The organism is Mesorhizobium hawassense, assembly GCF_003289945.1.
GTDB classification, from domain to species: domain Bacteria; phylum Pseudomonadota; class Alphaproteobacteria; order Rhizobiales; family Rhizobiaceae; genus Mesorhizobium; species Mesorhizobium hawassense.
Genome location: NZ_QMBP01000001.1, coordinates 247,610 through 269,771, shown reverse-complemented (window position 1 = coordinate 269,771; position 22,162 = coordinate 247,610). Strand labels below are relative to the sequence as shown.

The following is a 22,162-nucleotide window of genomic DNA, read 5'->3' as shown; positions in this document are numbered from 1 at the left end:
CAACGCGCAGGCAGGCAGAATGAAGCTTGATCGACTGGACTCTCGCTTGCTTAATATTCTGCAGACCAACAATCGCCACGGCACGGAAGAGCTTGGCCAAATGGTCGGCCTGTCGGCAACGGCGGTCCAGCGTCGTCTCAAACGGCTTCGCGAAGGGGGAGCAATCGAAGCTGACGTTTCGATCGTGAAACCCAAGACTATCGGCCGGCCTATTGCAATGCTCGTGCTGGTTTCCCTCGAGCGCGAACGGGCTGACATCGTCGACCGCTTCAAACAATCGATCCGCCAGACTCCGGAAGTGATGAACGGCTACTACGTTACGGGCGAAGCAGATTTCGTTCTCATTGTCACATCCCGAAGCATGGAAGATTATGAAGCTTTTACTCGGAGATTTTTCTACGAGAATCACGACATCAAGGGGTTCAAGACAATGGTTGTCATGGATCGAGTGAAGGTTGGGTTTTCCATGCCAATCGATATCGAGCATTTTCTTGATTGATAATGCGTTTAGGCTTGTCAACGTTGTGGTGAAGGCAGCCCGCGATCTGAACCTCTGCCAGAACGTGCCGCGAAAATGGGGTAGGCGAGCGCCGATCCGAAGAACTGGTTTGCCCGGCCGCGGTCGGAGTCCGACCCATTCGGAGCGTTTCCTCTTATGGACCCAGAATTGGCAGGAATTCTGCGGAAACTCAATGGAATGAGACGGAATTGCGTGCCCCGACGGAGATAAGCTGAGGTTGCGCTTGTAATCCTCGAGGGTGGAATGGAGTTGGAAGCAGTCGGCCTGGAACGGGGGGGTCGCGACATCATCCGTCGTCGGATCGTCGAGCCGAAATTCGTCTGTCTCCGCGATCTGGCCCCCTAGGGATCCGAGAATGACGACCAGCGAAGATGTCGCCGAAATGGACCGTCGATCGGTTCTACACCCCTTCACTTACCTGAAAGATTACGCCTTTGGCGTGAACGAGCCTACGGTCATGCAAACCGGCAAGGGCGTCCGCATCCAGGTGGCCAGCGGGCGGGGTTTTGTCTTGTCATGACGGAATCCGGAATCCGAAAATTGATGAGATGTTCTCGACCGCGAAGGCACCCGTCGACGATGTCGCGCAAACGATCGAAAACTGAAGGCGACGAGCAAAGTGGAGAGAATAGAAACGGCACGGACGGGAGGTCCTTCGGCATGGCTCCCGTTCTGAAAGTTCACGAACTGCACAAGGCATTCGGCGCAGTGAGCGTTCTCAACGGAGTGAGCTTCCAGATGCGGCAGGGCGAGGTCATTTCGCTGGTCGGTTCTTCCGGCTCGGGAAAGAGCACCGCGCTACGATGCATCAATTTTCTGGAGACCCCGAGTTCGGGCGAGATCGAGGTGATGGGCGATGCGATTTCCGCATTGCAGAACGAACATCCCGAGACAAGAATCATCAACGCCGCCAACATCAGCGTTTTCCGTCGCCGCATCGGAATGGTGTTTCAGAGCTTCAACCTGTGGCCCCATCGAACCGTGCTTGGGAACGTGACCGAAGCGCTGGTCTACGTGCTGCGCAAGGACAAGCGGGAGGCGAATGAAGCAGCGCTTTCGGCGCTATCCAAAGTGGGCATGGCCGATTTTGGCCACCGGTATCCAAGCCAGCTTTCGGGCGGGCAGCAGCAACGCGTCGCAATCGCGCGTGTTTTGGCGATGCAGCCCAAGCTGATGCTTTTTGATGAACCAACCTCCGCGCTCGATCCTGAGCTGGTCAGCGAAGTCTTGAAGGTCATCAGAACGCTTGCCGATGAGGGAGCGACCATTCTCCTCGTCACACATGAAATGAGGTTCGCTCGGGAGGTGTCGAACCGAATGATATTCCTGCACAGGGGTGTCGTTGCGCAGGATGCCGGACCGGAAGAACTGTTTCGAAATCCCGCAACCCAGGCGGTGAAGCAGTTCCTTTCCAGCGTTATTTCAACCGCTGCCTGATGGCGGCCATCAAATAGAAAGCAAAGAGGGGTAACTCAGAATGCTCGTCAAGAACACACTTCGCTCAATCTGCGTATCCGCCCTGATGGTGACGGCAATAAGCGTCGCATCGGCCGAGGACGGCGTCCTGCGCGTGGGCACCGAAGGCGATGCCCCGCAGTTCAGCATGGCCGACGCCAACGGCAACGTCACCGGCTTCGACGCCGACATCGCCAACGGTATTTGCGCCGAACTCAAGGTCAAATGCAAATTCGTGGTGCAGACGTTCAGTTCCCTGGTTCCATCCATGGACAGCGATCGCTTCGACGTCATCATCTCGGGTCTCGGCATCACCGACGAGAGAATGAAGAAGATCGACTACTCCATTCCTTACGCCACCACCCCCCAATATTTCGTGGTCCCGAAGGACTCTCCTCTGGTTGGCCTGAAGAGCCTTGCGGAGATTGACAAAGCGTTGGCCGGCAAAACCATAGGCGTGGTGAACGGCACCACATACGCGCAGTTCATAAAGAAACATATTCCGACCGCCGACCTGAAGACCTACGACGCAACGACCCAGCAAAATTCCGATCTTGCGGCTGGCCGGCTGGATGCTGCTTTTGGCGACTCTCCGACCTGGGTCGACTTCCTCAGCACGGCTGAAGGCGCCAATTTTGTCCGCATCGACGTCAAGGTCACCGGAGCTGACGACCACGAGGCGCTGGGTTACGGCATGGGTGTTGGCCTGCGCAAGGGCAATGCCGAACTGAAGGCCAAGCTGGACGGCGCGCTCTGCGACATGATCAACAGCGGCAAGGTGAAGGCTGCCTCGGAAAGCTGGTTCAAGGACGACTACACCATCGCGTGCAACAAGTAATCATCCGACGGGGAACAGGTCGTCGCGGGATGCCGCGACGGCCTGTTGGAATGTTCTTCATGTTGCACGATATCTGGGTGCTGATGGTCGAGAAGGGCTGGCTCCTTGCGCTGCTGCGCGGGGCCGGTATCACGCTTCTGATCGGCTTTGTCGGCGTGGTTGTAGGATTGGCGGCGGCGATACCGCTTGCCATCCTTCGTTGGCGACAGGTCCCTGTTCTGTCACAGCTTGTCGATGCCTACAGCATCATCATCCGCGGCGTTCCGGGCCTACTGGTCATTTATCTCCTGTTCTTCGGCTCCGTCGACTGGGTGCAGAGAATTGCCTCGGCGTTCGGCTACGCGGATAGCGCCGAAAACGCCTATCCATTCCTTATCGGCATTATCGCGATCGCCGCCATCTCATGCGCGTACTCGATAGAAGTCATACGAGGCGCGCTGCAGGCGGTTCCCATTGGCCTCCTCGAGGCGGCTCGATCGCTTTCTTTGTCGCCACGAGTGACCTTTTTTCGCGTAACGCTACCGCTCGCCCTCAGACTGGCTCTGGGTGGGATCAACAACGTGTGGCAGATGACGATCAAGGATACCTCGCTCGTATCGGTCGTCGGTATGCAGGAACTGATGCGAGCGGCAGCGGTCGCCGCAGGAATCACGCGCTCGCCGCTTCTATTCTATTGCTTGGCGGCCGCGATGTTCTTCGCCATGACCGCCGTGAGCCAAGTTTTGTTCAACCGCGCCGAAAACCATTTCAATCGCGGCTTCAGCAGAGGTTAGGATGGACTTCAGCATCGTCACCTATGCGGTTCCGTTTCTGCTCGTCGGCGTGAAGACGACACTGCTGATCGCAGCTTTCGGCGTCGGTCTTGGATTGCCGTTCGGCATCCTGCTGGCGAAAGCCCGCATTTCCCAGACCGGCACGGTTCGCAAATGTGCCGACTTCTACTGCGCGGTCTTCAGGGGCACGCCGATGCTCGTGCAGATCTTTGTGATCTATTGCGGCCTCGCGCAGATAGGCTTCATACGGCACAATACCGTTTTGTGGTGGCTGATCGGCGACAGCCTGCATGCCGCCATCCTTGCCGTCATCTTGAATACCGGTGCCTATACGGCGGAGATCTTCCGTACTGCACTGCTGTCGCTGCCGCGCGGACTGATCGAGGCGGCAGAGGCCTGCGGCATGTCCCCTTGGGTGGTCTTCCACCGTATCAAGTTTCCCCTGGCGCTGCGCCAGGCCCTGCCTTCCTACAGCACCGAGGTCGCCGTCATCGTCAAGGAATCGAGCCTTGCCTCCACCATAACGGTGCTTGAAATCACTGGCTATGCCAAACGGCTGATGAGCGAAACATTCGCCATCATGGACATCTTCATCATCACCGCTGTTTTCTATCTTGCCATCAACGTCGTCTGCCTGACCGCTTTGCATGCCATCGAAAGGCACCTGTCTTTCGAGCGGCACTCCACGCGCTGAAAGGGTGCCTCATGTCCAAACTCACCTTTATCGATCAGAACAATCTTCCGGAGCCCAGGAAGGGAGAGCCACTGCCGGAACGTCGCGTCGAGGGTGACCCGCGTTTCCTGACTTGGGATATCGCGCAAACCCCTGACGGCCAGGTGCAGGCCGGCGTATGGGAGGTCACGCCGGGCGCCTATCGCTCCATAAAGGGCGGAACCTTCGAAGTCTGCTACATCCTTTCGGGAGTTTCCGAGCTCATCGAGGATGGGGCCGAACCGCGCCGCATCGCGGCAGGCGACGCCTTCGTCATGCACCCTGGATTCACAGGCGTCTGGCGGGTGATCGAAACCACCCGGAAGCTCTGGGTCTCCCGCGATTGAGCGCGATGATCGGATCACAGATGCACACCATGGATACGACCGCCTCGCGCCCGTTCAAGGCCACGCCGTACTGGTGGGACGATTGCGCATTCCCTGGCTTGCCGGTGGTGCCGCTGGTCCCCCGATGCGACGTCGCCATCGTCGGTGGCGGCTATGCGGGACTTTCGGCGGCCATCGAACTGGCGAGAGCCGGACGCAGCGTTCAGCTCTTCGACCGGCAACCTATCGGGCAAGCCGCGTCCGGCCGGAACGGCGGCATGGCCAGCGGCAGCATAAGGCCAAGCCGCAAGCAATTGATCCGCAGGTTTGGTCAAGCGCGGGCCGATGGCATCCTGGCGGAAGGAAAGGCCGCGCGTGAGGATCTGGCAGGCTTCCTCGAAGCCGAGAGGGTGGAGTGCGACTTCTTCCTCTCGGGTCTCTTCGATGGAGCCATAAACGACCGCGAATGCGATGAACTAAGCCGCCATGCCGAGCTGTTGCACCGTTTCCTCGGGATCGAGACATTCGCTGTCCCCCGCAACGAAGTATCGCGGTATATCGGCACGGACTTCTACGCTGGCGGCTTCGTGCGGATGGACATCGGAGGCCTTCATCCCGCCAAGCTGCTGTCGGGCATATTGCGAGTCGCGCGATCAACCGATGCCGTCATTCACGAGAACACGACGGTTCTGGGGACCAGCCAGGAGGCCGCTGGCGTACGCGTCGCAACGTCACGCGGCGCGGTGTCGGCAAAAAAGCTGCTGGTATGCACCGACGCCTACACCGACGGCTTCGATCCCTGGCTACGCCGCCGCCTCGTGCCGGTGCGCAGCCGCATCATAGCGACCGAACCCCTGGGCGAAGGCGTGATGGATCGCCTGATGCCGAGGAAGATGATGTATGGCGACACGAGACAGCTCAGCTATTACTATCGCCCATCGCCGGATGGATCGCGCATTCTGTTCGGTGGACGCGACGGCACGACCGAGGGCGATCCGCTTGCGCCCACCACGCATCTGCGCTCGGAACTCGGGCGTATATTTCCCGAACTGGCGGGTGTGGGTATAACGCATAGCTGGTTCGGCGAAGTCGCGATGAACCGGGACATGATCCCGCGAATGTTTACCGTTGGCGATATGATCTACGCCACCGGCTTCTGCGGATCGGGTGTGGTTTGGGCGCGCTGGCTGGGCAAGAAAGCGGCGTTCAAGCTTCTTGGCCAGACAGAGAAGGCCCAGTCGGCTTTCGGCGTCGATCCGCCGCCGAAGGCAGTGCCGTTATACCGCGGCAAGCCTTGGTTTATCCCATTGGTCTATTCGTTCTACGAGCGACGGGACAAGCGCGCCATGCGCGGCAGGAATGAAAGTTCGAAATGCTGATCTTCTTGCCTCAGTGATCGCGCGTAAGCCCTACATCGGAAACAGGCTGGGCAGCGGTATGTGTGCCTTGACGATGGGCGACTTCAGCACGACGAACGAGAAATATTTGTCGATGCCGATATCCATGTCTGTCAGCCGTTCCATGATCGTCTGGTATTCGCCGATGCCGGCGGTGACGAATTTCATCAGATAGTCGTAGCCGCCGGAGACGAGGTGGCATTCGATGACCTGATCGATCTTCTCCACGACGGCGAGGAAGCGGGCGAAGTCGACCTGGCGATGGTTCTTCAAGGTGATCTCGGTGAAGACGGTCAGCGTCTGCCCGAGCTTGCCGATGTTGACCTGCGCCGAATAGCCCTCGATGTAGCCTTCCGACTGCAGTTTCTTCACCCGCATCAGGCACGGGCTCGGCGACAGATGCACCAGCTCGGCCAGTTCGACATTGGTGATGCGGCCGTTCTTCTGCAGCTCGTGCAGAATCTTGATGTCGATCCGATCCAGTTTCATGGGTTGTCTCCGAGGAAATTGGGCCACAGCACAAAATGCCGTCGCGCCGATGATCGTCCAAACTACCATAGCCCGCCGCACTGTCCATCCGCACGGATACCGCTTTGAAAAGCGTGGGCTCCCGATTTCAACAGCGCGAGCGGAATAAAATTCTGATTGGGCCTCAACTGCGGCAGCGGCTGCCTGCGCGACGCGGTAGACTGGCGCTTCAAGGCAGAGAGGATCATGCGCGCGCCGCTGCAGCAAATCGAGACGTCCGGCGAACTGCCGCAATCCGCGGATGCGGTGGTGATCGGCGGCGGCATCGTCGGCGTCTTCGCGGCCTATTACCTGGCGCGGCGTGGACTGAAGGTTGCGCTTGTCGAAAAGGGGCGCATCGGCGCCGAGCAGTCCTCCAGGAACTGGGGCTGGTGCCGCCAGCAGAACCGCGACGCCCGCGAGCTGCCTATGGCAACCCGCAGCCTCGATCTGTGGGATCGCTTTGCGATGGAGACCGGCGAGGACACCGGTTTCCGGCGCTGCGGCCTGCTCTATCTCAGCAATGACGAGGCGGAACTGGCCGGCTGGGCGCGCTGGCGCGACTTCGCCAGAACCGCCGGCGTCACCACGCATATGCTCGACAGCGCCGAGGCCAGCGAGCGGGGCCGCGCCACCGGCAGGACGTGGAAGGGCGGCGTCTTCTCGCCGACCGACGGCACGGCTGATCCATCGCGGGCCGCGCCCGCGGTCGCCCGCGCCATCCTCAAGCTTGGCGGCAGCGTGCTGCAGAATTGCGCGGCGCGCGGCATCGAGACCGAGGGCGGACGGTTGAGCGGCGTGGTCACGGAAAGCGGCACGATCCGCACGAAGACGGCTATCATGGCCGGCGGCGCCTGGGCGTCGTCCTTTTGCCGCCAGTTCGGCTTCCGCTTCCCGCAGGCGTCGGTCCGCTCCTCCATCCTGTCCGTCTCGCCCGGCGCAGAAGGGCTGCCGGATGCTCTGCACACGGCGAGAATCTCGGCCACGCGTCGCGGCGACGGCGGCTATACGCTCGCGATCAGCGGACGCGGCCGCGTCGACGTGACGCCACAGCAGCTGCGCTTCTCCTCGCAATTCGTCCCGATGTTCCTGAAGCGCTGGCGAAGCCTCGGCCCCGGCGGGCTGCAAGGCGTGCGCTCGGGGCACGAGACGCTTAGACGCTGGCGGCTCGACCGGCCGACGCCGATGGAGCGCATGCGCATCCTCGATCCAGCCCCGGATCAGTGGACCATCCGCCTGACGCATGCCCGCGCGCTCGAGCTTTTGCCCGACCTCAGAAAGACCAGGATAAGTGCTGCCTGGGCCGGCTACATCGACAGCACTCCGGACGGCGTGCCCGCCATCGGCGAGGTCCATTCCGTTCCAGGCTTTTTCCTGGCCGCCGGGTTTTCCGGACACGGCTTCGGCATCGGACCTGGCGCCGGGCACCTCGTCGCCGACCTGGTGACCGGCGCGGAGCCGATCGTCGATCCGACATCCTATGATCCGCGGCGCTTCGACGCTTCGTCCTGGGGCAAGGTCGCCGACTTCTAGCATCAGTCCTCTCGAAGGAAGGCGGCGACGGGCGCCGGCCGGACTGGCGCCTGCCCGCGAAACCGGCCGACTTCCCTTGACGCGCAGCCGGCCTGCGCCGCGACGATCTCGACGGCCGCCAACTGGCAATAGCGCCCCTGACAGCGCCCCATGCCGGCACGCGACAGTGACTTCACCCTGTTTGCCTCGCCGCCGCCGAAATCCGCGCCCTCGCGCACCGCTCCTGCCGCCACGTTCTCGCAACGGCAGACGATGGCATCATCGGGAAGTGTCCGCACCATCTCGGCCGGCCAAGGAAAGGCACGAGCCAGACCGCGCGCAAAGCGCTCGAGCCGCGCGAGGTTGCGCAGATCGGCTTGGATAGGAGGCGCCGAACGTCCGAGGTCGGCAAGGCACGCCGCTGCGGCAAGGCGTCCCGCGATTTCGGCGCCATCCGCCCCGAGGAGACGAGCCCCGTCGCCGGCAAGGTAGACCCCGTTGCCGGCTCGACCCATCGCGTCGGTCTTCGGCAGCCACTGCCGCCACTGCTCGTCATAGGCGAAGGCGCATCCGGTCAGGTCGGCCAGATGCGTCTCCGCCCGCAGGTGCCAGCCGATGCCGACCATGTCGCATGGGGTTAGGCGCTGCCGTCCGCCGGCGTCGCGCCAGCGCATCGCCGTGACACCCGACGCGTCCGCTTCGATCTGCTCCAGCGCCACGCCCGCATGATAGCGGGCGCCGAGTCGCGCCCGCAGGGCGAGACCGCGCAGCGCAACGGTCGGCCGGGCGGCAAGTCCGGAGAACCCCCGCATCTGCCGGCGCCAGGAGGATGTATCGAGCACCGCCGCCACATCCGCTCCGGCCTTGATGAGTTGCGCGCCGACCAGCGTCAGCAAGGGCCCCGATCCGATCAGTACGATGCGCCGTCCGAGCGCTACGCCCTGCGCCTTGAGCGCTATCTGCGCCGCGCCGAGGCTGTAGACGCCGGCGCTCTGCCAGCCGGGGACCGGGGCGACGCGGTCGGACGCTCCGGTGGCGAGGACCAGGCGGTCATAACCGATCACCTTCACCCCGCCCTCCCCCAGCACATACAGCCGACCGTCATGCGCGGCGATGACGGAGCTGCGCGCGCAATGCGTGAGCCGCCCTTCTCGGGCCAACTGGTCGAAGAGCGCATGCAGTGCGCTGGCCTTGGCCGCCTCCGACCCGTAGAGCTGGTTCGGTGTGCGGACGAACCCGTCCGGCGGGCGGCGATAGATCTGCCCGCCGGCGCGATGGCCTTCGTCAATCACCACCGGATGCAGCCCGGCCGCGACAAGCGTTGCGGCCGCCCTTATACCGGCAGGACCGGCGCCAACGATCACGATCCGAGGCGACGAGGTTCCGCTCACGGCCAGCTCTCCGGCGGCGTGGTGCGCAACCGCATGCCTTCAGCGACAGATGTGGAGCAGGCACGCAGGCGCGATCCTTCCTCCTGCCACACCCAGCAATCCTGGCAGGCGCCCATCAGGCAGAAACCGGCACGCAACTCAGGCCCGAACTCCGAGCTCCGCAACGCGTGCCCTGCAGCCAGCATTGCGGTCAGCACGGTGTCGCCCGCAAGCGCGCTGCGCCTCTCACCGTCGAGAAGGAAATGCACGTCCGCCCGGTCGCGCTCGGCCAGCCGGACGATGCGGCCGGTGGTAATCATTCCGCGGCCTCTTGCACCGGACGCGGACGTGGCAGTTCGGGGAAGCGTTCGCAGACCGCATCGAAGGCCGCCTGGACGCCATCCGCCCCGGAGCGCCCTTTCATGCGTCGAAAAATCTCGGTCTTGGCGAAGAACCGCCAATGGATCGGCAAGACGTCCAATATCGCGTGCAACTGGTCATAGGCTGCCAGCGTCCATTGCGCCTCGTAGCCGTCGCGCTCCGGACCGAAATGGAAATGGCCGGCGGCCGGCTTGTGCCGCTTGCGCAATTCCTCCGTCGCCTTGTCGTCGACCTCGCCATCGCAGAGGACGACGCCATAGTCGCGCTCGGCGGCTGCCACCGAGAGATAGCCGCGCCGCACATCCTCCGCGACCCGCCATGGCTCGCGCTGATGCGGATCGCCGCGCCCGCCGCCGCCGGCGGAGCGGATCTCGAGCACGTCGCCGGGCTGCAGCACCGCTGTGTCGATATTGCCCAGCCGCCGCTCGTGCGCGGTTCCAGGATTGACGACCATGTCCGACAGGCCAGCCGCCTTGCCGCCCAGCACGCCCCAGGGACGGAAGAAGCTGCGGTCGCGGTTGCGCGCGGTGATCCGTGAGTCGGGGGCAAAGACGCGGAAGGCCATTTCCGTCGCCAGTCCGCCGCGCCAACGGCCCGCGCCGCCACTGTCCCGGGCGAGGCCATATCTCACGAATTCGACCGGCGTCTCAGTCTCGGTGATCTCGATCGGCGTGTTCTTGAGATAGGCGGCATCGGCGCCCGATCCGTTGGTGCCGTCGCGATGCGGCATCGCGCCGCCGCCGCCCACCACCGGGTTCACCGCCGCGATGACGCTTCGGCTGGTGCGTTCGTCCGTGGTCATGACGTTGACGATGCAGTTGTTGCCGGCCGGCGCCGCCGGCAAACGTTCCGGCACCGCTTGCGAGAAGGCGCCGAAGATCACCGAGCGCAGCCGGGCGCAGGTCAGCGAGCGCATGCCGACGGCGGCGGGGTGGACCGGGTTCAGCACCGAACCTTGCGGCGTGATGCAGGTGAACGGCCGCGTCAGCCCGGTGTTGAGCAGTATCTTCGGATTGAGCGTGTAGAGCACATAGTAGACGCCCACCAGCAGCATGGTGTGGCGCGGATCGCCACCCGATGGCACGTTGAGCGAGGAGCCGAGCTGCGGATCGGAGCCGGTGAAGTCGAGCACCGCCTCGTCGCCCTTGACCGTCAGCCGCAGCTTCAGCCGGCAGGGATTGGCCTCGACCGAATCCTCGTCGGCATAGTCGGCGAATTCCCAGGTGCCGTCGGGCATCGAACGCAGCACGTCGCGCGCCTGCGCCTCGGCGTGATCGAGAAGCGCGGCAACGCCCTCGACGAAGCCGGCCTTGCCGAATTTTTTGACCATCGCCTGGATCTTGCGCTCGCCGGTGTTGAGCGCGCCGACCAGCGCCTTGATGTCGCCGATGTTGAGGTCGGGCTTGCGCACATTTGTGCTCATGATCCGCAGGATCGCGTCGTCGAAGACGCCTTCGCGCACCAGCTTCATCGGCGGAAAGCGGATGCCTTCCTGGTGGATCTCGGTCAGCGCCCGGCTGAGCGAAGCCGGCACCGCGCCGCCCATATCGGTGTTGTGGATATGCCCGCCGGTCCAGGCGACGATCTCGCCGTCGACGAAGACCGGTTTCCACAGATGCGTGTCGGGCGCGTGCGTGGCGACGTGACCCGAATAGGGATCGTTGGTGAAGGCGACATCCCCCGGCCGATAATCGTCCACCATCGCGATCGCGCGGTGGTAGGAAAGGCCCGGATACCAGGTGGCGCCGAGCTCCATCGGGACGGCGAAAGTCGCGCCCGAACGGTCCATCAGCATTACGGTGAAATCCTGCGTCTCCTTGACGAAGGCGGAGTGCGCGGTGCGATGCAGCGTATGCGCCATGTTCTCGGCGGCCGCGCGGGCATGATTGGCCAGAACCTGAAGGTTTGTGCGGTCGAACAAGGGCGTCACTCCGCGAAGGTCAGAAGGAGGTTGAGGTGGCGGTCGACGCGTGCCCGCGTTCCGGTGGGGATGGCGAAGGTGGTGTCTTCCTGCACCACCACGGCAGGCCCCTGGAACACACTGCCCGGCACCAGCGTCTGCCGGTCGTGGAGGTCGACAATCTCGACGCTCAGGCCCGTATACACGGGGAGCCGGCGCGCCGGACTGGCCGGGGCGTCGATCTCGTCGATCTCCGGGAAGCAGAGCGCCGGCCCCGCACCTATCGCCGACAGCCGGACATTCACAAGCTCGATCGCGCCCTCCGGGTCGTGGAAATCATAGAGCTGCTCATGCGTGCGGTGGAAGGCTTGCTCGATGGCCTCCGCGTCGCCCCTCACCAGCCATTCCGGCAAAAGCACGACCTCGATCTCATAGCTCTGCCCGAGATAGCGCATGTCGCAGGAGAGATTGAGCTCGGCGGGCGCATCATGGCCCTGCATCGCGAGCCAGTCGCGGCCCTCCTGCGCGAGCGCCTCGAAGGCTTCGCGGATCGCGGGGAGCGAGGTGGCCGACAGCGGGCTGAAGATGGTGCGGATGAAGTCGCCGCGCAGATCCGCCACCAGCCCGCCCAGCGCCGAGACCACGCCGGGGCGGCGCGGCGCCATGACACGCTTCATGCCGAGCTCGCGGGCCAGGAAGGCGCCTAGCATCGGGCCGCCGCCGCCGAACGGCATCAGCGTGAAATCGCGCAGGTCGACGCCGGCGCGCGAGGCGAGCTTCTCGACCTCGACGAACATTTCCGACACAGCGATGTCGAGGATCGCCTGCGCGGTCTGCTCGACCGGGCGGCCGAGCCGGGCGGCAAGCTCGCCGACCGCGCGCTGCGCCAGCCCGGTATCGACCTTGAGCTGGCCATAGGCCATCTCGCTGTGGCCGAGCCATCCGCACACCACCATGGCGTCGGTCACCGTCGCCTGCTCGCCGCCACGACCGTAGCATGCCGGCCCTGGCGACGAACCGGCGGACTCCGGCCCGACCCGCAGCACGCCTTGCGCATCGACGCTGGCGATCGAGCCGCCGCCGACACCGATCGAGCTGACCGACACAGACGGGATGTGGAGCGGAAATTCGCCGATCAGCTCGCCGGTGCCGAACTGCGCCTCGCCACCGATGATCAGCGCGAAGTCGGCCGATGTGCCGCCGATGTCGAGGGTAAGGATCCTGTCCTCGCCCGCCTGGCGCGCCAGCCAAGAGGCGCCGATGACGCCGGAAGCCGTGCCCGACAACAGCATATTGACGCAGGCCCGCTTGCCTTCGGCGGCGTTCATCAGCCCGCCATTCGATTTGGTCAACATCGGGCGGGCCGGCACGCCGCGGCTCTTTAATCGCTCTTCCAGCGCCGTCAGATAGCCCGAGACGCGCGGATGGACATAGCCGTTGAGGATGGCGGTCGAGCTGCGCTCATATTCGCGGATGACCGGCCAGACCTCGGCCGACGTGAAGACGAACAGCTCAGGCGCGAGACGCGCGATCGCTGCCTTCACGGAGGCCTCCTGCGCCGCGTTGCGCCAGGCATGGAGGAAGGAGACGATGATCCCCTGCGCCCCATTTGCCTTCGCGGCCGCGACGGCGCCTTCCACCGCCGCCATGTCCGGCGCCCGAGACTCGCCGCCATCGGCGCGCATGCGGGCCGGGATGCCGAACACCATATCGCGCGAGATCAGCGGTTCCGGCCGCGAGCAGAACAGCGAATACATGTCCGGCATGCGAAGCCGTGCCAGTTCGATGACGTCCTCGAAGCCGGCATTGGTGAGCAGCGCCAGCGGCGCGCCCTTACGCTGGATGATGGTGTTGATGCCGACGGTCGTGCCGTGCACGAAGCGCGTCATATGGGTGGGATCGAAGCCCTCGCGTTCGGCGAGAAGGGTGAGGCCGGTCATCAGCTCGGCGCCCGGGTCCTCCGGCGTCGTCAGCACCTTCAGCGAGGCGATGCGTCCGGAGTTGGCTTCGAGCGCGCAGAAATCGATGAAGGTCCCGCCGATATCGACGCCGACCTTCCAGTCGGCCTTGCTCCGCGTCTCACCCGTCGCGACGGCACCATCCATGATGTGTCCCTTCCTGTCTGCCACCGAAAACTGGCACGAGCGGGCGGCCAGGGTCCAAGATGGATGAAGGGCAAGGATATAAGTCTTGCTTATGCCTTAGCGCGATGCTCGCCGAGAACGGCGGAACAGGCTGCGCGGATTGCGTCGCGCATCATCTCGTCTGCCCGCGAAAGGGCCCGCGCGCGCGATGTGAGCAGCGCGATCGGGAATTCCGGTCCGGCCGCCAGCGGCTTGACGGCAAGTCCGGCGAACTGGTCCCAAGGAAGCAGCGCGTCGACCAGGCCGATGCCTAAGCCGGCCTGGACGAAGCCGACCGCGGAAATGGAGACGTCGATCTCCAGCGATGGCGAAAGCGCCACGCCTTGCGCGCGGGCGGCGTGGGCCAGCTCGTCGGCGGGACGCGTGTTGCCGCGATAGGATATCAGCTCCTCGCCGGCGAGGTCGGCGAGCGTCAGCTCGGTCTTCTTCCGCAGCGGATGCCCAGCGGGCAGCAGGCAGGCGAAGCCGATGCTGCCCATCACTTCCGCCTCGATATCGGGAGGCAGCCGGTCGTCCAGGGCCACGCCCAGGCTAGCATCGCCGGCGCGCAGCATGTCGATGATCGCGGCGATCGGCGCCATGTGGGAGCGCAGCAAGATGTCGGGATGCTGCGCCCGGAAGGCGGTAAAGGCGCGCGGCAAGATCGCCATCGCCGGCGGCGGCGAGGCCGCGACCCGCACCAGGCCGGTCCGGCCGAGCCGCAGGTCGGTGGTTTTGCGGCGCAGGCCCTCCAGCCCCGCCGACAGACGCTCGGCATCGGCGAATATCTCGAGCGCCTCGGGCGTCGGTCGCAGCCGGCCTTTCACCCGCTCGAACAGCGTGAAGCCCAGCTCACCTTCGGTATGCAGCAGGATCTGGCTGAGCGCGGGCTGGGAGATGTTCAGCATCCGCGCCGCGGCGGTCACGGTGCCGGCGCGCATGACGGCGATGAACACTTCGAGCTGCCGGGCCCGCATTTCCACTCCATAGGTAAAGCTTATGGGTCTTGCCCAAACCCATCTTTGACGCAACGCCGCGGCGCCGACAAGATGGATGCATCCAAGGATCAAGGAACGACTATGGAAGTGATCGTGCTGGGCGGCGGCCTGATGGGGACGGCTTCGGCCTATTTCCTCGCCAGGCGCGGCGCGCGCGTGACGCTGATCGAGCGCAACCGGATCGGCAGCGGGGCGACCGTCGCCTCGTTCGGCAACATCCGGCGCACCGGCCGTCACCTGTCTCAGCTGCCGCTGGCCCATCGTTCGCTCAGCCTGTGGGGCGAAGCGGAGAAAATGCTTGGCCGCGACGTTGAATTCCGCGCCACCGGCCACATAAGGCTGATCTTCGACGAAGGCGGCCTCGCCGACATGCGGGCCTATGCTCAAGCAGCACGACCCTGGGGGCTCGAACTGGACGAGCTTGGCCCGAGCGAGATCCGTTCCCGGTTTCCGGGCCTCGGTCCCGACGCCATCGCGGCGTCGTTCTCGCCGCAGGACGGTAGCGGCAATCCGCGGCTGATCGCGCCGGCCTTCGCCGAGGCAGCCCAAAGGCTCGGCGCGGAAATCGTCGAGGAGGCCGATGTCGAGACGATCAGGCATACGGGTTCCGGTTTCCTTGTCGCCAGTTCGAAAGGTTCGTTCGCGGCGGAGTGCCTGCTCAACGCCGCCGGCGCCTGGGGTGCGCGCGTCGCCGCCGCGTTCGGCGAAGAGGTGCCACTCGACGCGCGCGGCCCGCAGATGGGTGTGACCGAGCCGCTGCCGCACCGGATCCTGCCGGTGGTCGGCATCTGGACGCGCGACAAGGATTATGGCGCCTATCTGCGTCAGGTCGAGCGCGGCAACATCGTCTTCGGCGGCGCGGCCGAACGGGTGGCGGTGGACCTCGATCCCGGCCACGCGGCCGCCGACCCGATGCGGCTGCCGGTGCAATTGCGCGCCGTCGCGCGACTGTTGCCGGCGATCGCGAAGGTCGCGGTCATCCGCACTTGGTCCGGATGCGAAGGCTATGTGCGCGACATGCTGCCGGTGATGGGACAATCGGCGACGACGCCGGGCCTGTTCCACGCATTCGGTTTCTGCGGGCACGGCTTCCAGCTCGGCCCGGGCGTGGGCGACGCCATGGCGGAGCTCATCGCGACCGGCCGCTGCGAAACACCGCTCGACGATTTCAGGGTGGATCGCTTCGGCCGCGCGGCCTGATCGTCACGGAGGATCGAGATCGCATCGCCTTGGGCGCCTCAGCCGGCTTCCGCCGCCAATCAGGCCGCCGCGGCCATCTGTGCCTAGTCGGGATGCGATGGACTCTCGTCGGCCAGGGACGTCGGCGATCACGCCGGGCCTGTTACGCACCTTCGGCGTCAGGAGACACTGCCTTTCCAGTTGCCGACCAAGGTCCCATGCTCCGCCGCATTGGTCCATGGCGTGAAACATTTAGCCCGCCCCCTCATTGACGAGGGCTGGCCGGATCTCTTCATCGCCAGCCCATGGACGCCCTCTATCGCTTGCGAGGGCGATGCGCATTACGGCAATGAGAACGGTGAGGCAGGGCAGTGCCAATCCCTCAATATCTGAACGATCAGAACCTCAGCTTCGAATGCCCAAGGTGTCGGCACCCAATCATTCGGAAGGGCTCATGGTTCAAGGTCATCGCCATATTCGAATGCCCGGCCTGCCATGCGACGTTGCGTCTTGGGTACCCCGAGAAGCTACGAATTTTTGAAAGCCACAAGCATTTGATCTGCCGGCCTGTCGACCGCTAGAGCGTTTCACCGTTTCATGGAAACGGCGACCCGCTCTATCTCCTTGTTTTGACGCAATTCCGGACGGAAAACCGCTCACACTTTTCCTGGAATTGCTCTAGCCCGCTGCGAACTGCCGTTCAAAGGCAGACCGATCGCCAGGAATAGAGGTCGTCGTGGCGTAGCCATCGTCCATTTGCACGGCGATTACATTAGCAAATGTTGATATTTCGAAGTTAGCCGACTCTGCCCGAGTCGGTTAGGCCCGATGGTTCACCAAACGCACCCCAACAGCGGAACTGTCGGGCCGCTCATGGCGGGCACCAGCCAAACTCTCGGTCCGAACCGCGAAACAATATCGGCGGTTATATCGTTATCTTCGAGCGTGAAATTCTTCTTAGCCAACTTTCACGCCCGATATCACGAACGATATGAGGGGAACCATCGAAATGGTGTACCAGTGCCGATCCCGAAAAACCTAAACGACGCACATCTCAGCTTCGACTGCCCGGGGTGCAAACACCCGATCATCCGGAAGGGCTCATGGTTCAAGGTGATATCGACATTCAGATGCTCGGCCTGTCATAAGACGCTTCGGCTCGGATACCCTGAAAAACTGAGGATCTTCGAAAGGCACAAGCACCTCGCTGCGACCAGCGGCAGAGAATGCAACGGTTGAACTCTGCTTCTTGGTGGAGGCTACTCCCTTCTCGAGACGCAGCCGAAGTCACACCTGATAGAATTCCCGATACCATTGGACGAAGCGCGGAACTCCAATCTCGACCGGAATCGTGGGCCTGAAACCGGTTGCCTTTTCCAGCGAGCTGACATCCGCGCAGGTGGCAAGAACGTCACCTGGCTGCAGCGGCATGTGGTTGCGGTTGGCTTTTCTGCCCAGCGCGTCCTCGAGCACTTCGATCAATCGGTTCAGCTCGACCGGCGAATTGCCGCCGATATTGTGGATCCTGAAGGGCGCGCTGCTGGTCGCGGGGTCAGGCGCCGCGCTGCTCCATTGCGTGTTGGGTCTTGCTGGCTGCTGCATCACGCGAACCACACCCTCGACGATGTCATCGATGTAGGTGAAATCACGCTGCATGTTGCCATGGTTGAAGACGTTGATCGGCTCGCCGGCAAGTATGGCCTTGGTGAAGATGAACAGGGCCATATCCGGCCGTCCCCATGGGCCGTAGACAGTGAAGAACCGCAAACCCGTCGTCGGCAGTCCGAGAAGATGGCTGTAGGTGTGCGCCATCAACTCATTGGCCTTCTTGCTCGCGGCATACAGGCTCAACGGGTGGTCAGCGGAATCTCGTTCGGAGAACGGCATCCGCGTGCTGCCACCATAGATCGAGCTCGATGATGCATAGACCAGGTGGCGAACCGAGGCGTGCCGGCATCCTTCGAGGACATTGAGGAACCCTCTAAGATTGCTTTCGCCATAGGCGTGAGGATTGGCCAGCGAATAGCGGACGCCGGCCTGGGCTGCGAGATTGACGACGATTTCCGGATCGACTGAGGCGAAAAGCGCCGAAATGCGATCCCAATCGACGAGATCGACGTGCTCGAATTGAAAATGCGGAAATTCTTGCAACCGATCGAGCCGGGCCCGTTTGAGGTTGACGTCGTAATACTCATTCATGGAATCGAGGCCGACGACTTTCCAGCCATCGCAAAGCAGCCTCCGGCAAAGATGAAAACCGATGAACCCGGCTGCTCCAGTGATCAGAACGCGCCTGCTTGACGCCACGGCATATCCCTAAAGTTTAGACACCGACCAAGTCCATCAGCGTATTCCACCTCGCGTCTATTTATCCCGCGATGCATCATCAGAATGATCGATGAAAGTTCCGCCATGCCGATCCATAACCGAACATCACCTCTAATTCAGGCAAGCCATGCTCCCGGCGTACTTGAAGGCAACCGCGGCGGATCAGGATCTTGATGAGGCTCCTCTTGCGCTGGGGTCCTCCAAGTGGTCAGACGTGGCTGGTTACGCACTGGATGATGGCGGGCCTGTCCTGCGCCCGTATCTGCCTTTGCCAGCCGGATTTGCGGATATTGGGATCGGTCCCCAGTTGGCGGCCGTCGTAAGGCGGCATCCCGACAAAGTCGCCATCAACGATGGCGCGGACGAACTCTCATACTCGACGCTCGGCGCATCGGTCGAAAACCTATCCCGCCGAATTGCTCAAGCTGCGCCCGAAGGCAGGCCGGTCGGTATCTGCCAGCCAAACTCCGTCTGGAACATTGTTGCCATGCTCGCGACAATTGCCGCCGGGCGGATTTCAGTTCCGCTCAACGCAAGGGATCCTGGCACCCGGATCATGGAGATTGTGTCAGCGGCCAAACTCTCCGCCATGTTGGGCCTGGGCGACAGGCCCAACGACCTGCCTGCCGATGTCGAATGGATCGACATGGCCTTAGGTTCGGCCGCGGACGCTAGCGTGTTGGCGACGCCGCTTCCATCGCCGTCGGTCGATGAGCCGGCGATCATTCTCTATACGTCCGGCAGCACGGGGCGTCCCAAGGGCATCGTCAACAGCCAGCGCGCCTTGCTCTGGCGCGTGCAACAATATGTCGACGCATGTCACATCAATTCAGACGATGTCTTCCTTCCCCTGACGGGTCTGGCCACGATCGCCGGCTGTCGCGAAATTCTCACGGCCGTTCTCACCGGCGCCACCTTGCAGCTCGCCGAATTGGAAGCGATCGGCCTGCGCGGCGTTCGCGCGAGGATGCAGGACCAGGGCGCGACCATCACCTACCTGGTGCCCGCTTTGCTTCGCACGCTCCTGGCTGGAGCTCCCGTCGAGACGTTCAGCTCGCTTCGGGTTGTCCGGGTCGGCGGCGAGAGAGTGCTCTGGAGCGACATTGCGCTGCTGCGCAAAGCCGTTCCGCCGGACTGCCTCGTTCAGATCGGCTATTCGTCGACGGAAACGACCGGATCACAGTGGTTCTTGCCGCCGGAGCCGCCAGACGCCGCGGCGGACGTGCCGGTTGGGTGCCTCTTGCCGGGAATTTCCTTTGCGATCCTGACAGATGAGGGACGTGCTGCCCTGCCCGGCGAGACGGGGGAGCTCGTGGTAAAAAGCCCATATGTGCTCCTCGGGCACTGGGAAAACGGCGCCGTCGTCCCCACCGAAGCGGACCCGGCCAGTCCAAATGATCGGATTTTTGCCACCGGCGACCTCGTGCAATTGGGCGGCGACGGCCTGTTGAGGGTCATTGGCCGAAAAGGTCGGCAGATAAAGATCAATGGCCGACGCATAGAGCCGGCCGAACTCGAGAGGGTAATGCGATCCGCTTCATCCGTTCAGGACGCCGTGGCGGTGGTGACGGAGGCAACCGAACTCATCGCATTCGCGGTCCCAAATGATACCGCCGGCCCGGACTTCGTCGACGACCTTCGTCAGTTGATCGCGGACGCATTGCCCTCACCCTTGCGGCCGCTGCGCCTTCACCGCGTGGACGAGATCCCGCGCCTGAGCGGTGGAAAAGTCGACCTGGCGAAACTCGGGAAGATGGACCACCTGGCCAGGAAGCCGACGACCGTCGCCGATCCGCCAAGTCCGGGAAGCGACCTCAAAGCGCGTCAGGTGGTGCAAAAGGCATGGGGCAAGGTTCTCAACACACGAGCAGCCGCGGGGCGGTGGGACGAAGCCGGAGGGGACTCCCTCAAACTGCTGCATTGCGTCATGGAGATCGAGACGCTGATCGGCCAGGAACTGGGGCTCGAGAGCTTCACCGTCGGGATGACCGCGGACGAGATGGCGAGGGCAGTCGTCGCGGCGCAGGCAGCTTCTTCTGGCAAAACCGCCCCGGAGCATGATCCGCCGCTGCTTTTCCTGTTTCCCGGATCTGTCGGCTACGGTCCAAGCCTTGCCGCCTTCGCATCGGCGATGGGGACGACCGCAAAGGTCGTGCCGGTTCGATATCCAGGCCTCGCGATGATCCTCAAGGGACAGCGCGACCTGGCGCACATGGCAGACGCCGCGGTCCAACAGATCAACCGCGCCCAGCCTTCGGGCGATGTCCGGCTTCTTGGCCACTCGCTCGGCGGAGCGGTTGCCATGGAAGTCGCCGTACGCCTGCTCGAGGCCGGCCGGTCCGTAAGGTTCGTGGGTATCCTCGACACCAGCCTCGAGGGCGAGCGCAGCCGCCTCTGGGATACGGTCACCCGCACGATGCGCCGGCTGCGCTCCAACCGCATCTCGTTCCATCGCGTCGCCTGCCGCGCCCTGGCGAAAATCACGGTCAGAATGGGTCATGAAACCCGTCTCGCCAACGCCATCGACCGTTACACCGACGGCCAGTTCAATGGAGCCTGCTTCCGTATCAAGCTGGAATTGCAGGAAGTGTTGCGGGCTCAGGCGTTTTACCGCTGGCTGGAGGAACCCAAGGCAGCGCTTCCGATCCACGGCACGCTGTTTCGCTGCGCTCGCCCAGGGATGTCCCTCGCCATCGGTTGGGATCGAGTGTTCAGCGACCTGCAGGTCGTTCCGGTCGTCGGCAGCCACATCGATCTCGTCGTGGAGCCGCATGTCGCAAGCAACCGCCCGCTGATCGAAAAAGCCATTCTGCAAACCTATACGGCAGCCGAATCTCTGCAACTGGGGGGCCAAGCAGCGTGATCTCGCGATTTACCAAGGAAGCACTGGCACTGGACGCCGCCGCTGAGGCGGACCGCATCATATCGTCGACGCGCGAGCAGGTTCTGGTCACGCTTCGGCGGCGCGGCGTGGTGGTCGGGCTGTCGGGCGGCATCGACAGTTCCGTCGTCGCATCGTTGTGCGTGCGCGCCTTCGGCAAGGACAAGGTGCTCGGGGTATTCATGCCGGAGCGGGACTCCTCCGGGGACTCGCTGAGGCTCGGACGTGTCATCGCGGCCCAACTCGGCATCGACACGTTGGTTGAAGACATCGCCCCGGCGCTTGATGCCATCGGCGCGTATCGCCGACAGATCGAGGCCATCCGCTCAGTCGTTCCCGACTATGACGAAGGATGGAAATGCAAGCTGGTGCTGACCTCGGTTCTGGAGAGCCAAGGCCTCAACATCACCCGTCTCACGGTTCAGGATCCCGACGGCAAGACCAACACGGTTCGGCTGCCCCTGGCAGCCTATCTGCAGATCGTTGCCGCGACCAACTACAAGCAGCGCATCCGCAAGATGACCGAATATTACCACGCGGACCGCCTCGGCTACGCCGTTGCCGGAACGCCCAACCGGCTCGAATACGACCAGGGTTTCTTCGTCAAGCAAGGCGACGGTATCGCCGATGTCATGCCGATCGTGCACCTGTACAAAACACAGGTCTACCAGTTGGCCGAATATCTCGGCGTGGACGAGGAAATCCGCCGCAGGCCGCCGACCACCGACACGTTCTCCCTGGCGCAAAGCCAGGAGGAATTCTACTTTGCGCTGCCCTACCACCTCACGGATCTGTGCCTCTACGGCGTGAACCATGGGATAGGCGCCGACGAGGTCGCGGCGGCCGCGGGCCTCACCGGCAGCCAGGTCGAGAAGGTCTTCAAGGACATCGAAGCCAAGCGCCGGGGGGCGCGTTACCTGCACTCTCGGCCCTTGCCATCCGTGCCGATGGACGTGGACTGA

The 22,162-nt window shown here is 63.4% G+C and carries 19 protein-coding genes; 12 read left to right on the top strand and 7 right to left on the bottom strand.

Annotated features, from left to right (window positions below):
• Nucleotides 1–19: 19 nt before the first annotated feature.
• The 8 genes from DPM33_RS01165 to DPM33_RS01135 all read left to right on the top strand — a co-directional run bounded on the left by DPM33_RS01165 (nucleotide 20) and on the right by DPM33_RS01135 (nucleotide 6,003).
• On the top strand, nucleotides 20–499 hold the full coding sequence (locus DPM33_RS01165) for an Lrp/AsnC family transcriptional regulator (protein WP_112095862.1): 480 nt from the start codon (nucleotides 20–22) through the stop codon (nucleotides 497–499).
• Between the two features lie 376 nt (nucleotides 500–875).
• Entirely contained in the window at nucleotides 876–1,040 is a 165-nt protein-coding gene (locus DPM33_RS36060; protein WP_167448890.1) for a hypothetical protein, read from the top strand.
• A gap of 140 nt (nucleotides 1,041–1,180) precedes the next feature.
• Nucleotides 1,181–1,957, top strand: coding sequence for an amino acid ABC transporter ATP-binding protein (locus DPM33_RS01160; protein WP_112095069.1), 777 nt, complete (start codon nucleotides 1,181–1,183; stop codon nucleotides 1,955–1,957).
• 40 nt (nucleotides 1,958–1,997) lie between these two features.
• A complete protein-coding gene (locus DPM33_RS01155; protein ID WP_112095068.1) occupies nucleotides 1,998–2,813 on the top strand; it encodes a transporter substrate-binding domain-containing protein in 816 nt (271 codons plus the stop codon).
• Nucleotides 2,814–2,872: 59 nt separating this feature from the next.
• Nucleotides 2,873–3,586 (top strand): ABC transporter permease subunit, encoded by a 714-nt coding sequence (locus DPM33_RS01150; RefSeq protein WP_112095860.1) that lies wholly within the window; start codon nucleotides 2,873–2,875, stop codon nucleotides 3,584–3,586.
• A gap of 1 nt (nucleotide 3,587) precedes the next feature.
• Nucleotides 3,588–4,280 (top strand): ABC transporter permease, encoded by a 693-nt coding sequence (locus tag DPM33_RS01145; protein WP_112095067.1) that lies wholly within the window; start codon nucleotides 3,588–3,590, stop codon nucleotides 4,278–4,280.
• A gap of 11 nt (nucleotides 4,281–4,291) precedes the next feature.
• Nucleotides 4,292–4,645 (top strand): cupin domain-containing protein, encoded by a 354-nt coding sequence (locus DPM33_RS01140; protein ID WP_112095066.1) that lies wholly within the window; start codon nucleotides 4,292–4,294, stop codon nucleotides 4,643–4,645.
• 5 nt (nucleotides 4,646–4,650) lie between these two features.
• Nucleotides 4,651–6,003 (top strand): NAD(P)/FAD-dependent oxidoreductase, encoded by a 1,353-nt coding sequence (locus DPM33_RS01135; protein WP_245441991.1) that lies wholly within the window; start codon nucleotides 4,651–4,653, stop codon nucleotides 6,001–6,003.
• A 30-nt stretch (nucleotides 6,004–6,033) separates the two neighbouring features.
• On the opposite strand, the gene DPM33_RS01130 is transcribed toward DPM33_RS01135, so the two are convergent.
• Nucleotides 6,034–6,510: an Lrp/AsnC family transcriptional regulator gene (locus DPM33_RS01130; RefSeq protein ID WP_112095065.1), complete on the bottom strand. Its 477-nt coding sequence runs from the start codon at nucleotides 6,508–6,510 to the stop codon at nucleotides 6,034–6,036.
• A 225-nt stretch (nucleotides 6,511–6,735) separates the two neighbouring features.
• Here DPM33_RS01130 and DPM33_RS01125 point away from each other — a divergent pair, with 225 nt between their 5' ends.
• Complete coding sequence (locus tag DPM33_RS01125; RefSeq protein WP_112095857.1) at nucleotides 6,736–8,061, top strand: NAD(P)/FAD-dependent oxidoreductase; 1,326 nt, start codon at nucleotides 6,736–6,738, stop codon at nucleotides 8,059–8,061.
• A gap of 2 nt (nucleotides 8,062–8,063) precedes the next feature.
• Here the strand turns inward: DPM33_RS01125 and DPM33_RS01120 are convergent, their stop codons facing one another.
• The 5 genes from DPM33_RS01120 to DPM33_RS01100 all read right to left on the bottom strand — a co-directional run bounded on the left by DPM33_RS01120 (nucleotide 8,064) and on the right by DPM33_RS01100 (nucleotide 14,791).
• A complete protein-coding gene (locus DPM33_RS01120) occupies nucleotides 8,064–9,431 on the bottom strand; it encodes an FAD/NAD(P)-dependent oxidoreductase (protein ID WP_112095064.1) in 1,368 nt (455 codons plus the stop codon).
• Nucleotides 9,428–9,730, bottom strand: a complete 303-nt coding sequence (locus DPM33_RS01115; RefSeq protein ID WP_112095063.1) for a (2Fe-2S)-binding protein — start codon at nucleotides 9,728–9,730, stop codon at nucleotides 9,428–9,430. The genes DPM33_RS01120 and DPM33_RS01115 overlap by 4 nt, the downstream gene beginning before the upstream one ends.
• A complete protein-coding gene (locus DPM33_RS01110) occupies nucleotides 9,727–11,712 on the bottom strand; it encodes a hydantoinase B/oxoprolinase family protein (protein WP_112095062.1) in 1,986 nt (661 codons plus the stop codon). The genes DPM33_RS01115 and DPM33_RS01110 overlap by 4 nt, the downstream gene beginning before the upstream one ends.
• Before the next feature lie 5 nt (nucleotides 11,713–11,717).
• On the bottom strand, nucleotides 11,718–13,796 hold the full coding sequence (locus DPM33_RS01105) for a hydantoinase/oxoprolinase family protein (protein ID WP_112095061.1): 2,079 nt from the start codon (nucleotides 13,794–13,796) through the stop codon (nucleotides 11,718–11,720).
• Nucleotides 13,797–13,885: 89 nt separating this feature from the next.
• A complete protein-coding gene (locus DPM33_RS01100; RefSeq protein WP_112095060.1) occupies nucleotides 13,886–14,791 on the bottom strand; it encodes a LysR family transcriptional regulator in 906 nt (301 codons plus the stop codon).
• Nucleotides 14,792–14,893: 102 nt separating this feature from the next.
• On the opposite strand from DPM33_RS01100, the gene DPM33_RS01095 reads away from it, so the two are divergent.
• The gene (locus DPM33_RS01095; RefSeq protein WP_112095855.1) at nucleotides 14,894–16,012 is read left to right on the top strand and encodes an NAD(P)/FAD-dependent oxidoreductase; all 1,119 of its coding nucleotides are present in this window, start codon (nucleotides 14,894–14,896) and stop codon (nucleotides 16,010–16,012) included.
• 1,266 nt (nucleotides 16,013–17,278) lie between these two features.
• Here the strand turns inward: DPM33_RS01095 and DPM33_RS01085 are convergent.
• Entirely contained in the window at nucleotides 17,279–18,298 is a 1,020-nt protein-coding gene (locus DPM33_RS01085) for an NAD-dependent epimerase (protein ID WP_112095058.1), read from the bottom strand.
• Between the two features lie 163 nt (nucleotides 18,299–18,461).
• Between DPM33_RS01085 and DPM33_RS01080 the strand changes: the two genes are divergently transcribed.
• Both DPM33_RS01080 and nadE read left to right on the top strand, forming a co-directional pair.
• Entirely contained in the window at nucleotides 18,462–21,182 is a 2,721-nt protein-coding gene (locus DPM33_RS01080; protein WP_342634307.1) for an AMP-binding protein, read from the top strand.
• Nucleotides 21,179–22,162, top strand: a complete 984-nt coding sequence (gene nadE / locus DPM33_RS01075) for an NAD(+) synthase (protein WP_112095056.1) — start codon at nucleotides 21,179–21,181, stop codon at nucleotides 22,160–22,162. The genes DPM33_RS01080 and nadE overlap by 4 nt, the downstream gene beginning before the upstream one ends.

Bases quoted from the DNA above. Each gene is read 5' to 3' on its own strand.
- DPM33_RS01165 (WP_112095862.1), top strand. From the start codon at position 20: ATGAAGCTTGATCGACTGGACTCTCGCTTGCTTAATATTCTGCAGACC.
- DPM33_RS36060 (WP_167448890.1), top strand. From the start codon at position 876: ATGACGACCAGCGAAGATGTCGCCGAAATGGACCGTCGATCGGTTCTA.
- DPM33_RS01160 (WP_112095069.1), top strand. From the start codon at position 1,181: ATGGCTCCCGTTCTGAAAGTTCACGAACTGCACAAGGCATTCGGCGCA.
- DPM33_RS01155 (WP_112095068.1), top strand. From the start codon at position 1,998: ATGCTCGTCAAGAACACACTTCGCTCAATCTGCGTATCCGCCCTGATG.
- DPM33_RS01150 (WP_112095860.1), top strand. From the start codon at position 2,873: ATGTTGCACGATATCTGGGTGCTGATGGTCGAGAAGGGCTGGCTCCTT.
- DPM33_RS01145 (WP_112095067.1), top strand. From the start codon at position 3,588: ATGGACTTCAGCATCGTCACCTATGCGGTTCCGTTTCTGCTCGTCGGC.
- DPM33_RS01140 (WP_112095066.1), top strand. From the start codon at position 4,292: ATGTCCAAACTCACCTTTATCGATCAGAACAATCTTCCGGAGCCCAGG.
- DPM33_RS01135 (WP_245441991.1), top strand. From the start codon at position 4,651: ATGATCGGATCACAGATGCACACCATGGATACGACCGCCTCGCGCCCG.
- DPM33_RS01130 (WP_112095065.1), bottom strand. From the start codon at position 6,510: ATGAAACTGGATCGGATCGACATCAAGATTCTGCACGAGCTGCAGAAG.
- DPM33_RS01125 (WP_112095857.1), top strand. From the start codon at position 6,736: ATGCGCGCGCCGCTGCAGCAAATCGAGACGTCCGGCGAACTGCCGCAA.
- DPM33_RS01115 (WP_112095063.1), bottom strand. From the start codon at position 9,730: ATGATTACCACCGGCCGCATCGTCCGGCTGGCCGAGCGCGACCGGGCG.
- DPM33_RS01105 (WP_112095061.1), bottom strand. From the start codon at position 13,796: ATGGATGGTGCCGTCGCGACGGGTGAGACGCGGAGCAAGGCCGACTGG.
- DPM33_RS01100 (WP_112095060.1), bottom strand. From the start codon at position 14,791: ATGCGGGCCCGGCAGCTCGAAGTGTTCATCGCCGTCATGCGCGCCGGC.
- DPM33_RS01095 (WP_112095855.1), top strand. From the start codon at position 14,894: ATGGAAGTGATCGTGCTGGGCGGCGGCCTGATGGGGACGGCTTCGGCC.